This window comes from Hanstruepera flava (genome assembly GCF_023634025.1).
Taxonomy (GTDB): Bacteria; Bacteroidota; Bacteroidia; order Flavobacteriales; family Flavobacteriaceae; genus Hanstruepera; species Hanstruepera flava.
Map to the genome: position 1 here is coordinate 12,520 of NZ_JALJCW010000002.1, position 13,027 is coordinate 25,546.

The 13,027-nt window shown below is 35.6% G+C and carries 13 protein-coding genes; 6 read left to right on the forward strand and 7 right to left on the reverse strand.

What is annotated here, in order from left to right:
- Positions 1 to 4: 4 nt before the first annotated feature.
- Positions 5 to 376: a ribosome silencing factor gene (gene rsfS, locus MTX13_RS07480; RefSeq protein ID WP_250433895.1), complete on the reverse strand. Its 372-nt coding sequence runs from the start codon at positions 374 to 376 to the stop codon at positions 5 to 7.
- A gap of 95 nt (positions 377 to 471) precedes the next feature.
- Here rsfS and MTX13_RS07485 point away from each other — a divergent pair, with 95 nt between their 5' ends.
- A complete protein-coding gene (locus MTX13_RS07485; protein ID WP_250433896.1) occupies positions 472 to 1,203 on the forward strand; it encodes a biotin--[acetyl-CoA-carboxylase] ligase in 732 nt (243 codons plus the stop codon).
- Here MTX13_RS07485 and MTX13_RS07490 read toward each other — a convergent pair.
- Together MTX13_RS07490 and pyrE are read right to left on the reverse strand one after the other, a co-directional pair.
- Positions 1,200 to 1,595: an SRPBCC family protein gene (locus MTX13_RS07490; protein ID WP_250433897.1), complete on the reverse strand. Its 396-nt coding sequence runs from the start codon at positions 1,593 to 1,595 to the stop codon at positions 1,200 to 1,202. The genes MTX13_RS07485 and MTX13_RS07490 overlap by 4 nt on opposite strands.
- 25 nt (positions 1,596 to 1,620) lie before the next feature.
- On the reverse strand, positions 1,621 to 2,265 hold the full coding sequence (pyrE, locus tag MTX13_RS07495) for an orotate phosphoribosyltransferase (RefSeq protein WP_250433898.1): 645 nt from the start codon (positions 2,263 to 2,265) through the stop codon (positions 1,621 to 1,623).
- Between the two features lie 129 nt (positions 2,266 to 2,394).
- Here pyrE and MTX13_RS07500 point away from each other — a divergent pair, with 129 nt between their 5' ends.
- Entirely contained in the window at positions 2,395 to 2,979 is a 585-nt protein-coding gene (locus MTX13_RS07500; protein WP_250433899.1) for an NUDIX hydrolase, read from the forward strand.
- 128 nt (positions 2,980 to 3,107) lie between these two features.
- Positions 3,108 to 5,741, forward strand: coding sequence for a T9SS type A sorting domain-containing protein (locus MTX13_RS07505; RefSeq protein WP_250433900.1), 2,634 nt, complete (start codon positions 3,108 to 3,110; stop codon positions 5,739 to 5,741).
- Positions 5,742 to 5,803: 62 nt separating this feature from the next.
- Here MTX13_RS07505 and MTX13_RS07510 read toward each other — a convergent pair whose 3' ends face one another.
- Positions 5,804 to 7,531, reverse strand: a complete 1,728-nt coding sequence (locus MTX13_RS07510; RefSeq protein ID WP_250433901.1) for a M14 family metallopeptidase — start codon at positions 7,529 to 7,531, stop codon at positions 5,804 to 5,806.
- A 99-nt stretch (positions 7,532 to 7,630) separates the two neighbouring features.
- Between MTX13_RS07510 and MTX13_RS07515 the strand changes: the two genes are divergently transcribed.
- The gene (locus MTX13_RS07515; RefSeq protein WP_250433902.1) at positions 7,631 to 9,253 is read left to right on the forward strand and encodes a SulP family inorganic anion transporter; all 1,623 of its coding nucleotides are present in this window, start codon (positions 7,631 to 7,633) and stop codon (positions 9,251 to 9,253) included.
- Here the strand turns inward: MTX13_RS07515 and MTX13_RS07520 are convergent.
- From MTX13_RS07520 to MTX13_RS07530, 3 genes are read right to left on the reverse strand one after another with little or no spacing between them, the layout of a single operon-like run.
- Positions 9,250 to 9,723 carry a hypothetical protein gene (locus tag MTX13_RS07520; protein ID WP_250433904.1) on the reverse strand — a complete coding sequence of 158 codons (474 nt, stop codon included), beginning with the start codon at positions 9,721 to 9,723 and terminating at the stop codon, positions 9,250 to 9,252. The two genes, MTX13_RS07515 and MTX13_RS07520, sit on opposite strands and share 4 nt — an antisense overlap.
- 6 nt (positions 9,724 to 9,729) lie before the next feature.
- A complete protein-coding gene (coaD, locus tag MTX13_RS07525; protein ID WP_250433906.1) occupies positions 9,730 to 10,185 on the reverse strand; it encodes a pantetheine-phosphate adenylyltransferase in 456 nt (151 codons plus the stop codon).
- Positions 10,186 to 10,203: 18 nt separating this feature from the next.
- Positions 10,204 to 11,178 (reverse strand): D-alanine--D-alanine ligase, encoded by a 975-nt coding sequence (locus MTX13_RS07530; protein ID WP_250433908.1) that lies wholly within the window; start codon positions 11,176 to 11,178, stop codon positions 10,204 to 10,206.
- Between the two features lie 162 nt (positions 11,179 to 11,340).
- Between MTX13_RS07530 and MTX13_RS07535 the strand changes: the two genes are divergently transcribed.
- On the forward strand, positions 11,341 to 11,907 hold the full coding sequence (locus tag MTX13_RS07535; RefSeq protein ID WP_250433910.1) for a PASTA domain-containing protein: 567 nt from the start codon (positions 11,341 to 11,343) through the stop codon (positions 11,905 to 11,907).
- 2 nt (positions 11,908 to 11,909) lie between these two features.
- On the forward strand, positions 11,910 to 12,950 hold the full coding sequence (locus tag MTX13_RS07540) for an RluA family pseudouridine synthase (RefSeq protein WP_250433911.1): 1,041 nt from the start codon (positions 11,910 to 11,912) through the stop codon (positions 12,948 to 12,950).
- Positions 12,951 to 13,027: the final 77 nt, after the last annotated feature.

Sequence of the window (13,027 nt, forward strand, 5' to 3'; positions counted from 1 at the left end):
CTATTTAGTAGTTTGTTTCTATTACTGTTGTTTTTGCATCACCCCAAAGGCTTTCAATATCGTAATATTCTCGTATATGTTTTTGAAAAACATGTACAACAACATTTACATAATCCATTAACACCCATTCGGCATTACTTTCTCCTTCAATATGCCAAGGTTTGTCTTTTAGTTCTTTACTAACTTTTTTCTGGATGGCATTTACAATGGCATTAACTTGCGTGTTGGAAGTACCCTCGCAAACAATAAAATAGTCGCAAACTGTGTTTTCAATGTCTCGTAAATCTAGAATATTTATTTCTTTACCCTTTACATCTTCAATTCCACTTAATATAGTAGCAATTAACTGGTCTGCATTCGAATGTTTTTTCGCCATTAATTTGTTTTAATTTGTGCAAAGTTATTATTTTTTAGTTCTTTATACTGTAAAAAAATCATAAGATTTTTTAAGCGTATTAATAACTTTTTCTAATGCATATAATCAAACTTAATGCCACTGATTCTACAAATTCATATTTAAGGCAATTAAGTAATGATAAAAGTCTTTCTAATTATACAGTTGTTACGGCTGACAAGCAAAATTCCGGTCGAGGTCAAATGGGAACTTCCTGGGAAAGTGAAACGGGTAAAAACCTTATAGCTAGCGTATTTGTTGATGTTTCTTTTTTGCAATTTAATCGGCAATTTTATATTAGTATGGCAACTTGTTTAGCATTAATAAAAATGCTGAAGCAATTTTCAATACCTAAATTGAAGATAAAGTGGCCTAACGACATTTTGTCAGAAAACAAGAAAATATGTGGTGTTTTAATAGAATATATGGTTAAGCAAAACAATTTGCAATCTACTATTATTGGTGTTGGTTTGAATGTAAACCAGTTGCAATTTGATAATTTGCCACATGCGTCTTCATTAGGTAAAATAACAGGTGTCCATTATAACTTGGATGAACTATTATTGGGTTTTATCACGCACTTAAAATATTATTTAAACCTATTGGAACAGAATAAATTGTTCCAAATTAAAGAGGATTATGAATCATCTATGTTCCGAAAAGATAAGCCGTCTACATTTAAAGATGCTCAAGGAAATCTGTTTTCGGGCTTTATAAAAGCAGTAACAGATTCTGGTAAATTGCAGATCTTGATTGAAGACAACGAATTACGAGAATACGATTTAAAAGAAATTCAGCTTTTGTATTAAATTGCTGAAGGAATGTTTGTTGAAAGTGTTTCAATAAACTTGGTTATTGGGCCTTTTATCATCATGGCCATCATAGGATTGAAATCACCGTTAAATACCAACTGAACATGACTTGTATTAGCATCAATGCCTTCTATATGTCCAACAAGTGAAAAATCTATTTTACCACCAGCAGCTCCTAAAACAATTTTGTTAGGTGGAGTAACTTCTTTCTTTTTCAAGACAATTTCTGGCATGCCCTTTAAAGCAAACAAAAACTTATCAGCGTCTAATACTTCAAACTTGCTAATGTTTTCAGGCATAAGCTTTTCGAAATTTTTGACATCGGATAAAAAATTAAAGACCTCTTCAGGTGATTTGTTTACTGTTGTTTTTGGTGATTCTAAATTCATAATTGTGTTTTTGTTATATCACTAATCAATTAGCGTTCCATTCTGAAGGATTAGCATTCCAAGAAGCTAAAATGTCTTGTTCTTTAGTCGATATATAATTGGTGTGCAGGGCTTGTTCTAAAAGCGATTCGTAATCACTTAAAGTTAATAATTGAATACCAGATTTTTCAAAATTATCCCTGGCTACTTGAAAATCGTAAGAGAAAATAGCGATCATGCCCTTAACGTTGCCCTTGTTTTCTTGTATGGCTTTAACAGCATTTAAACTACTTTTTCCGGTACTAATAAGGTCTTCAACAACAACAACATTTTGACCGCTTTCTAAATGGCCTTCAATTTGGTTTTGACGACCATGGCTTTTTGCTTCTGGTCTAACATAAATAAAAGGAAGCCCCAAATATTCAGCTACCAGCATACCAATACCAATGGCGCCAGTTGCAACTCCAGCAATCACATCTGGTTTTTCGTATTGTTTTTCAATTTGTTTAGCCATGGTTTCACGAATATAATTGCGTATTGGCGGATAGGACAACACAATACGATTATCACAATATATTGGCGATTTCCAACCTGAAGCCCAAGTAAAAGGGTCTTTGGGTTGAAGTTTAATGGCGTTTATTTGAAGTAAAACTTCGGCGGTTTTTCTGGCAGTATGTTTGTTGAAAATCATAGTCGCAAAATTACACTTTTTTTGCTAATCTCTTTTTCAATTTTGCCATATTAAATTAAATTTTTTAAAACCTTTGTCATCGTTTAAAAATTGATATTTTTACAGAACTTAATATCATGTACCTAGAATATGTATAAAGTTTTTGTTAATGATAAGCCCATTATCTTAACGACTAAGGTTAAAAAGGAAAGTGAGTTTGAAAATTACCTCCTTAAATCGGTTAACCTTAAAAAGGTAATTAAAGAGCTTAATACCACAAATAGGAAAAAAGTACATATTATTCACCATAACGAAAAAAAACTACTTAAAAAGTTTCTAAAAAAGTTACCAAATGTAATTGCAGGAGGTGGTAAGGTGTTGAATAAAAAAGGCGAGGTACTTTTTATTTTTAGAAACGGAAAGTGGGATTTACCTAAAGGGAAAACTGAAAAAAAAGAACCTATTGAGGCTTCTGCAATACGAGAAGTTGAAGAAGAGACTGGTGTTACGGGTTTGAGAATTACAAAACCTTTAGAGACCACTTATCATATATTTAAACGTAATGGTAGATACCGTATTAAAATTACCTATTGGTTTGAAATGTACACCGAATTTGATGGTGATTTTACACCAGAAGAAAAGGAAGGTATAACCAAAGTAGCTTGGCTGAATAAAAAAGAAATTAAAAAAGCCATGAAAAACTCTTATGCCAATATTAAGACATTGGTACCCTAATCTAGTTTCGGATTAATTAGTCAATTTTTTATCACTCTTTATGTTAAAAACTGTTAATGTTTAAGTAGGCTTGTAAATTCAACTTTTATTTTGTTTAACTTTACAGCACAAACATTAAACAAAAAATCATGAAAAAAAAAGTTACTTACCAAATCCCCAAGTCTATCTTAATACTTTTCATGTTATTATTTTTTGGATCGATTGTTCATTCTCAAACTTTAATTTCTGCAGCTAACAATGATTGTGGGAGTTTGGAAAGAGTTATGTTCACAAACGGAAGTGAATTTGTCACCATACAGAATGGCGGACAATATGATATTTCTGATCTTCCTTCAAATTTTTATGTTCAACTGATGGTGAATGGGAATTCTGAAAGTTCCCGAATTTCTATTGAAAACGTTAATACTGATGAGCGACGTTCCATTATTGATAACCAAGCAGATTATACCTTTCCAGAAGGGGATAGTCCTTGGGATTTAGGATTAGGAGAATTTTTATTGAAAGCCGATATTCATGCCGCAGACAACGGGAGGGGTCGTAATTGTGACCGCATTAGATTTAGTTTTTCACTCACATGTTCAGCCGATGCCGGAACACTGACAGCCGATATGAACACGGTTGAGCTGGTAAACGGTATGGCCACGATATCGGCTACGCCAGATGGCAATGTAAATGTACCGGACGGATACAGCACAGTTTATGTATTAACACAAGGATCAGGATTAGTGATTGTAAATGCAGGAGGCGAGCCAAGCTTTGAAGTAACGGAAGCGGGCGAGTATACCATCCATACACTGGTTTACAATCCAGAGACATTGGATTTGAGCATTGTTGAGCCAGGCGTTACGACAGGAGTAGATGTATTAAACTTAATTAATGCCAACGGCATCTGTGCCTCTTTGGATGTTACGGGTGCCAAGGTTGCCGTAATGGAATGTATGGCCGATGCCGGGACACTGACAGCCGATATGAACACGGTTGAGCTGGTAAACGGTGTGGCCACGATATCGGCTACACCAGATGCCAATGTAAATGTACCAGACGGATACAGCACAGTTTATGTATTAACACAAGGATCAGGATTAGTGATTGTAAATGCAGGAGGCGAGCCAAGCTTTGAAGTAATGGAAGCAGGCGAGTATACCATCCATACGCTAGTTTACAATCCAGAGACACTGGATTTGAGCATTGTTGAGCCAGGAGTGACTACAGGCGTTGACGTATTGAACCTTATCAATGCCAACGGTATCTGTGCCTCGTTGGATGTCCCAGGTGCTCCAGTTTCAGTAATGGAATGTATGGCTGATGCCGGGACACTGACAGCCGATATGAACACGGTTGAGCTGGTAAACGGTATGGCCACGATATCTGCTACGCCGGATGGCAATATAAATGTACCAGACGGTTACCAAACATTGTTTGTATTGACAGAAGGTGCTGGTCTTGTCATCGTTAATGTAAACACCGAGCCAAGCTTTGAAGTAACTGAAGCAGGCGAGTATACCATCCATACACTAGTTTACAATCCAGAGACATTAGATTTGAGCATTGTTGAGCCAGGCGTTACGACAGGAGTAGATGTATTAAACTTAATCAATGCCAACGGTATCTGTGCCTCTTTGGATGTTACGGGCGCCAAGGTAGCCGTAATGGAATGTATGGCCGATGCTGGGACACTGACAGCCGATATGAACCCGGTTGAGCTGGTAAACGGTATGGCCACGATATCGGCTACGCCAGATGGCAATGTAAATGTACCGAACGGTTACCAGACCTTGTTTGTATTGACAGAAGGTGCTGACCTTGTCATCGTTAATGTAAACACAGAGCCAAGCTTTGAAGTAATGGAAGCAGGCGAGTATACCATCCATACACTGGTTTACAATCCAGAGACATTGGATTTGAGCATTGTTGAGCCAGGCGTTACGACAGGAGTAGATGTATTAAACTTAATCAATGCCAACGGTATCTGTGCCTCGTTGGATGTGCCAGGTGCGCCAATAATGGTTAATGAGGAAGTTGAATGTATTACTGATGCAGGGACTATGTATTCAAGCAGTCCAATCACATGCCTGACAGATGGAAGTGCTATGATAGAGGCTATGCAAAATAATCCGGCTAATATTCCGGATGGTTATCAGCAATTGTTTGTTTTAACAGAAGCGTTTACACTTACTATTTTAAATGTTTCTACAACACCCGAATTTACCGTTACAAATAGAGGTTTTTACAGAATACACAGTTTAGTGTATAATCCAGAAACTTTAGATTTAAGTGTTGTTGTACCAGGGGAAACTACAGGGTTTGATGTGGTAAACTTGATTAACGATAATAACATTTGTGCATCTTTAGACGTTCATGGTGCTATTAATTTAGTAATTGGTCGCAATTGGTTCTGCTTCTTCTTTGAGAACTATCACAAAGGAACTAACTCTAATGACTCTGGTTTAACAGCATATGTTGAGAATTATGATAACTATAAATCTTTTGAAAAAGACTTTATAGCTAACAATTCTGAAATTAGTTTATATCCTAATCCAGTAGTATCAGACTTAAATGTAAATATTCAATTATTTGATGATGAAGTTATGAGCTACCGTGTAACTGATGTAAGCGGAAGACAAGTGTTAAGCGGTAACGATTTGAGATTCACAAATGGATCGTTAATGATTAATACCAATAACTTAATAAATGGTATGTATATCATTAGTTTCGAATCTGAATACCGAACCCTTACCAAAAAAATATTGGTGAATAGATAGAATGAAAATTGAAAAAGGAAAATTTAAATCAGTAAGAGAAGCCTCTGTTTAGAGGCTTTTCTTTATTTAATTCTGAATACAGGATATTCCATATGGGCTTTTTCATAATGATTGGAGCGCTCAAAAATCCAATTAAGCTGGGCATACCAATTATTTGCAAATTGCGAATCCGATTCTTTCTTCTTTTCAAATTGGGTTTTTAACTCTGAATTAGTAGCCAATAATTCCAATGCTTCATCTTCAAAAACATAAGGTGAAAAACCTTCTTTTTGTTGTAAAATAGTATCAAAAAAGTTCCAATTAAAAAAGGAATCTGGTGCTTGAGGTTCTAAAGTTTCTAATAAATACCGTTTACCAGCTTGATTTGTTGAAATTAAATAATCACCTTTTTTAAATTTGATATCTAATTGATTGGTTTTAACATTAGTATTATAGTGTTGATAATGACCTTCGTAAGCACTTTTTCGTGTCTCGTATTCTGAAATTTTATAAGACTCAACTGAAATAATGGTGTCATTTTCAAGTTGTGTCATTTCAACTTGATTAATTTTTAATAAATCTATAACATCGTGCCAGCCTTGAGGAATAATGTAAGCCTTTGGTATAGTTATTTCGGTAGTTGGTTTAAAATGGTTTTTATATTTAACCTCTTTTGTGAACGGTTTTTCTCGATTGTATTTTAAGCGTTGTGCTCCAGTGATGTCACTTTTAATAAATGTGCCTTCATAACCCTTAAATTGTAGTGTGCTATGTTTACTATCATCAACTGTCCAATCAACTGGATATTTTGAGCCTAATTGAAATTGATTAAAAGCTTTTTCACGCTCTGTTTTAATAGTTTCATGGTTTTCCTCAATAATTTCAATCATACTTATCATGAGTTCATATGTGCCTTCAACTCGCTGTTTGTAGGGCTTAAGCATGTGTGTTTCAACCATCATGCCTAATGTGTTCCATAAGGTTGTGTATCCAGTTGAGTATCTGGGATAATCCATAAACTGACTAAACCCAATTTCAGGAACTTGATTAAATACATTCACGTAAGGTGTGATATCCCAGTTTTTTTGAGCCAATTTGTTTTCTAGTAGCGGCATAATTTCAGTGTTAAGGTAATTGCCTAGAGAGCCGCCTAATTTATTATGTTGGGTAAATAGATGCGTTAGGGTATATTGATAATCGGCACCGTTGCTTACATGGTTATCTATAAATACATCAGGCTTAATTAAATGAAATATTTGTGCAAAGGTTTTGGCATTTTCGGTATCACATTTAATAAAGTCACGATTTAAATCATAGTTTCTGGCATTGCCTCTAAAACCGTATTCCTTTGGTCCATTTTGGTTTGCGCGCGTACCGGAATTTCTGTTTAAACTACCACCAACATTATAGATTGGGATAGTTACTAAAACCGTATGTTTTGGTATGCTTATTTTGCCTTGAGCGATGTCGCGATATAACATCATGGTGGCATCAATACCGTCGCTTTCACCTGGATGAATGCCATTGTTTATCAATAAAATACGTCTGTTGGCTTGTCTTATTTTACTAAAATCAAATACTTTATCTGGGTTTAAGGTGACAAGGTGCAAAGGTTCGCCAGAATCGGTTTTTCCTATAGCTTGAATAGAAATTTCCGGATAGCTTTTGGCCAAATTTTCATAATACGAAATGGTTTGTTGATAGGTGGCTGTTTCAGTCCCATTACTTTTTTCAAAAACCGTTTCAAAATCTTGGGCAATACCATTTTGAAGCATTAAACAGGACACCAGAAAAGCACATAATCTATTCATAAAAGTAAGTTTTAAACCATAAACTTAATCAAATTCTAACAATATAAACTTGTGCTTCTTAAGATTAACCGTATTTTTGCAGCTTGTAAAACTACCATCATGACTGAGTTTATTAGTAAACGAGCGGCTAATGCTAAAAACGATATTTTATCAGGTCTAACAGTTGCCTTGGCCTTGGTTCCAGAAGCTGTGGCTTTTGCTTTTGTAGCAGGCGTAGACCCATTGGTCGGTTTATATGCTGCTTTTATGATTGGATTGATTACCTCTATTTTTGGCGGTCGTCCAGGTATGATTAGTGGTGCTACAGGTGCTTTGGCAGTGGTGATGGTTAGTTTAGTGGCAGAAGGAAATGCCATGGGAGTACAAGGCGAGCAATTAGGTTTGTACTACCTGTTTGCAACGGTTATTCTTATGGGTATTATTCAAATGCTAGCAGGTGTTTTTAAGCTTGGAAAGTTTGTACGATTAATTCCGCACCCCGTTATGATGGGTTTTGTAAATGGTTTGGCTATTGTGATTTTTCTATCGCAGTTAGGCATGTTTATGACAGTTGAAAACGGTAATGAAGTTTGGTTGCATGGAACTGAATTATGGACCATGATTGGTCTTGTAGCCTTGACAATGGGAATTATGTTTGGCTTGCCCAAACTGACCAAAAAACTACCCGAAGCGTTAATGGCTATTTTGGTGGTTTCCGCTATTGTCATTTTTGGGAATTTAGATGTGGCTACTGTTGGAAGTTTTATTAGAGAAGGAGGTGGCGAAGGCCTGAAAGGCGGTTTGCCACAGTTTCAGTTTGATACCTTTAACAAAGTACCATTTACTTGGCAAACACTAAAATTTATTGGGCCTTATGCCTTGATTTTGGCTGCCATTGGCTTGATAGAATCCTTAATGACCTTAAACTTAATTGATGAATTGACCGAAACCCGAGGAAATACCAATCGGGAATGTTTAGCACAGGGAGGAGCCAATATTGTAACAGGTCTGTTTGGTGGTATGGGAGGTTGCGCCATGATTGGGCAATCCATTATCAATATTAAAGGAGGTGGCCGAACAAGACTATCAGGTATTGTAGCAGCAGTTGCCTTGTTAATGTTTATTTTGTTTGCTTCTGGTCTAATAGAACAGGTGCCTATTGCAGCCTTGGTAGGCGTGATGTTTATGGTAGTTATTGGAACTTTTGCTTGGTCTAGTTTTAGAATCATGAATAAGATTCCAAAATCCGATGTATTTGTATTGGTTTTAGTATCCGGTTTAACGGTTTTATTCGATTTGGCCATTGCTGTAATTGCAGGTGTTATTGTAAGTGCTTTGGTATTCTCATGGGAAAATGCGAAACGTATTCGTGCACGTAAACGCTTTAAAGAAGATGGTACGAAAGTTTATGAAATTTGGGGCCCTTTATTCTTTGGTTCTATTAAAGCATTTAACGATAAGTTTGATGTAAAAAACGACCCAGAAAAAGTGGAAATAGATTTTGTAGAATCACGAGTCAGTGACCATTCGGCGTTGGAAGCTATTTTCAATTTGGTTGAAAAATATGAGGCCGAAGGCAAATCAATTAAGTTGAAACATTTAAGCGAGGACTGTAAAATCTTATTGTACAAGGCTAGCCCTAAATTTCGGGAAGTTATTATTGAAGATATTGATGACCCACGCTATCATTTAGCTGCTAATCCTGAAGAATTTCCGAAACCACTTTCGGAATATAAGTTTTAATCCAAATTTCGAGATTGTCCGTTTAAAAGTTTCCAACCATCAGTGCGTTTAATAAGTGTACCTGATTCTATTATTTTGAAGTTGGAAATAACATTGGCTGTATCAACCATTTTTCCTTTTACTATACCAGAATAGTTAGCAATTTCTGATGATAAAGGAAAAATTTCTAAAGTTTGAAATTCAAATGAAATGGATTGAATGCTTTTATTGTTCAGAATAAGAATAGCTTTAATAGAATCATATTTAATAGCCGATTGGTAACCTGGTGGCACCCAAAAAAAATCATCGGAATCATCCAAATAATCAAACTCAGCAGGTAAACCATCTTGTTTGATAGCTTCATGATATTCATCAAACATGGTTTCAATTTCACTAATAACTTGTAATTTATCCAATGCTTTGGATTGTTCTTTTTTGCAGCTGGTAGATAGTATAAGAATTAAAAGGAAATAGAGAGAGATGGGTTTCATGACAGTTTATTTTACCCGAACACTGGCAGGCACCAATTTGGTATAGTCGCCATTATTTCTAATAACATCGCGCACGATAGATGACGAAATGTAAGAGGTATTAGCAGCCGTCAATAAGAAAACGGTTTCAATAGGTGCCAAATCCCGATTGGTGTGCGCAATGGCTTTTTCAAATTCAAAATCAGCTGGATTGCGTAAGCCACGTAAGATAAATTTAACATTATTCTTTTTGCAGAAGTCAACAGTTAAACCTTCATACGAAACAACTGTTACCTTGGGCTCATTTTTAAAAGCATCTTTGATGAATTGGACACGCTCGTCCAACGAAAACATATATTTCTTTTCAGCATTGATGCCAATAGCCACAATTACTTCATCAAAAAGTTTCACGGCACGCTTAATAATATCGTAATGCCCAAGTGTAATAGGGTCAAATGATCCTGGAAAAATGGCTCGTTTCATAGGTTAAAATTACAATTTTTATTTCAAAGCCTCTTCAATAGCATTTTCAAACAATTGGGCTAAACTAATTCCTGCAGCTGCAGCTTGTTGTGGTAAAATACTAGCTTTAGTTAAACCAGGAACTGTGTTGACTTCCAAAAGATGTGGTTCACCATTCTTGAAAATATATTCGCTTCTGGAAAAGCCTTCCATTTTTAAAATCTCATAAACTTGTTTTGCTAACCTTCTTACTTTATCAGCATCAGCTTCAGAAATACGAGCTGGAGTTATTTCTTGGGATTCACCCAAATATTTCGCTTTATAATCAAAAAAGTCATTATCACTCACGATTTCGGTTATGGGTAGAACAGTAACCTCACCTTTGTACTTTATCACACCAACAGAAACTTCGGTGCCATCTAAAAACGATTCTATTATTATTTCATCATCTTCTTTGTAGGCGTGTTCAATAGCTTGTTTTAGTTCGTTTTGTTTATAAACTTTGGTAATGCCAAAACTACTACCGGCTTTATTGGCTTTTACAAAACAAGGTAAGCCAACTTTGTTGATAATGGCATTTTCGTAAATGGTATCACCCAAGTTTAAATAATAGCTTTCAGCTGTTTTAATGCCATAAGGTTTTAACACGCTCAAACAGTCTCGTTTATTAAAGGTTAAGGCAGCCTGATACATACCGCAACTGGTGTGCGGAATTTTTAAAAGCTCTAGGTAAGATTGCATATAGCCATCCTCACCAGGCGAACCATGAATGGCGTTAAACACACAATCAAAAGAAACTTTCGTATCCTTTATAATCACGGAAAAATCGTTTTTGTCGATAGGGAATTCTTGCTCGTTATCATCAACATAAACCCATCTGTCTTCAAATATGTGGAGTCTATAAGCCTCAAACTTATTGGGACTCAAGGTTTCATAAACCACGTTGCCACTTTTAAGCGAAATCTCGTATTCGCTAGAGTAGCCACCCATTATTATTCCAATCTTTTTTTTCATGTCTATTTTCCGCTTAAGTGGAAATCAAATTGATTAATTCTGTCTATAAAATCTAAAACGAACAATAAAACGTATCTATTATTAGTTAAGCTAAAATATCACTAAAAAATCGAAAGTAAAAACAGTTCTGTTTTTATATATTTGTTTCAGAAACAATCATTCATGAGTTTAATAGGATTTCTAAAAAGTAAAGTGTTTTTAAAGCAATTGGTATTGGCATTGGTAGCGATAGTTGTTATGGTTTTTATCATGTTGAAATGGTTAAATATATCTACCAATCATGGTGAATTTGAAACCGTACCCGATTTAAAGGGAAAATCCATTGAGGTTGCCAATATTGAGTTGAAGGAAAACAATTTGGTTATGGAGATATTGGATTCTTCAAATTTTAATCCAGATTATCCCAAATTCTCGGTAATAGAACAAGATCCTATTGCTGGTAAGCAGGTTAAAGAAAACAGAAAAATATATTTAACTCTTAATCCATCGGGTTACAGAAAAGTCATGGTTCCCGAATTAAAAGAACGTACCTTAAGGCAAGCGAAACCGACTTTGGAAGCTTTAGGTTTTGAAGTTGGAAAATTAACCTATGTGGATAATATTGCTATTGATGTGGTTATAAAAATGACGCACGATGGTCAAGAAATTAAAGCTGGTGACATGTTGCCTAAAACCTCTAAAATAGATTTGGTTTTGGGGAACGGAAAACGACCTGGTTCAACCGAATAATAATGGACGATTATACACCAGAAAATCAAACTGAAGATGATGACTTGTATGAGCATTATGCTTTTACAGCAGAAAAAGGTCAGCAACCGCTTCGTATAGATAAATACCTTATGAATTTTATTGAAAATGCTACGCGCAATAAGATTCAAGCCGCCGCAAAAAACGGTAATATTTATGTGAATGATGTTCCTGTTAAGCAAAACTACAAGGTCAAACCTTTTGATAAAATACGGGTACTTTTTGAACATCCACCTTATGAGTATTTACTGACTCCTGAAAACCTGCCTCTTAATATTGTTTATGAAGATAACGATTTGTTGGTGGTCAATAAAGAAGCTGGTATGGTTGTGCATCCAGGACATGGTAACTATTCAGGAACTTTAATCAATGCGTTGATTTATCATTTTGATAATTTACCCAATAATTCAAGTAACAGACCTGGTTTGGTTCACCGTATCGATAAAGATACCAGTGGTTTATTGGTTATAGCTAAAAACGAAGAGGCTATGACCCATTTAGCTAAACAGTTTTTCGATAAAACCAGTGAGCGGGAATATGTGGCTTTAGTTTGGGGGAATATTGAAGAAGACGAAGGCACTATAGAAGGCAACATAGGGAGGCATCCTAAAAACAGATTGCAAAATACGGTTTACGAAGGGGATGATGCCGACAAAGGAAAACCAGCTGTTACCCACTATAAAGTTTTGGAGCGTTTAGGTTATGTGACTTTAGTGTCTTGCAGTTTGGAAACCGGACGTACACATCAAATACGTGTGCACATGAAACACATTGGGCATACATTGTTTAATGACGAACGTTATGGTGGCGAAAAAATACTAAAGGGAACCACCTTTACTAAATACAAGCAGTTTGTAGAGAATTGTTTTAAGGTGTTGCCACGCCAAGCATTACATGCTAAAACGTTGGGTTTTGAACATCCAATAACGGGTGAAATTATGCGATTTGATTCTGAAATTCCTCAAGATATGCAAGCTTGCATTGAAAAATGGCGCCAGTACTCCAAGCACCAATCCAACGAATAAATTTTATTTATAATTTCATAGAAACAAAAACCATTGTAGGTTGATATTTTCTACAGGTAATTGTAAATTTGAGACAA

Excerpts from the sequence above, each read along its gene's own strand:
- MTX13_RS07505 (WP_250433900.1), top strand. The coding sequence starts at position 3,108 with ATGAAAAAAAAAGTTACTTACCAAATCCCCAAGTCTATCTTAATACTT.
- MTX13_RS07510 (WP_250433901.1), bottom strand. The coding sequence starts at position 7,531 with ATGAATAGATTATGTGCTTTTCTGGTGTCCTGTTTAATGCTTCAAAAT.
- rsfS (WP_250433895.1), bottom strand. The coding sequence starts at position 376 with ATGGCGAAAAAACATTCGAATGCAGACCAGTTAATTGCTACTATATTA.
- coaD (WP_250433906.1), bottom strand. The coding sequence starts at position 10,185 with ATGAAACGAGCCATTTTTCCAGGATCATTTGACCCTATTACACTTGGG.
- MTX13_RS07530 (WP_250433908.1), bottom strand. The coding sequence starts at position 11,178 with ATGAAAAAAAAGATTGGAATAATAATGGGTGGCTACTCTAGCGAATAC.
- MTX13_RS07540 (WP_250433911.1), top strand. The coding sequence starts at position 11,910 with ATGGACGATTATACACCAGAAAATCAAACTGAAGATGATGACTTGTAT.
- MTX13_RS07535 (WP_250433910.1), top strand. The coding sequence starts at position 11,341 with ATGAGTTTAATAGGATTTCTAAAAAGTAAAGTGTTTTTAAAGCAATTG.
- MTX13_RS07515 (WP_250433902.1), top strand. The coding sequence starts at position 7,631 with ATGACTGAGTTTATTAGTAAACGAGCGGCTAATGCTAAAAACGATATT.
- MTX13_RS07490 (WP_250433897.1), bottom strand. The coding sequence starts at position 1,595 with ATGAATTTAGAATCACCAAAAACAACAGTAAACAAATCACCTGAAGAG.
- pyrE (WP_250433898.1), bottom strand. The coding sequence starts at position 2,265 with ATGATTTTCAACAAACATACTGCCAGAAAAACCGCCGAAGTTTTACTT.
- MTX13_RS07500 (WP_250433899.1), top strand. The coding sequence starts at position 2,395 with ATGTATAAAGTTTTTGTTAATGATAAGCCCATTATCTTAACGACTAAG.
- MTX13_RS07520 (WP_250433904.1), bottom strand. The coding sequence starts at position 9,723 with ATGAAACCCATCTCTCTCTATTTCCTTTTAATTCTTATACTATCTACC.
- MTX13_RS07485 (WP_250433896.1), top strand. The coding sequence starts at position 472 with ATGCATATAATCAAACTTAATGCCACTGATTCTACAAATTCATATTTA.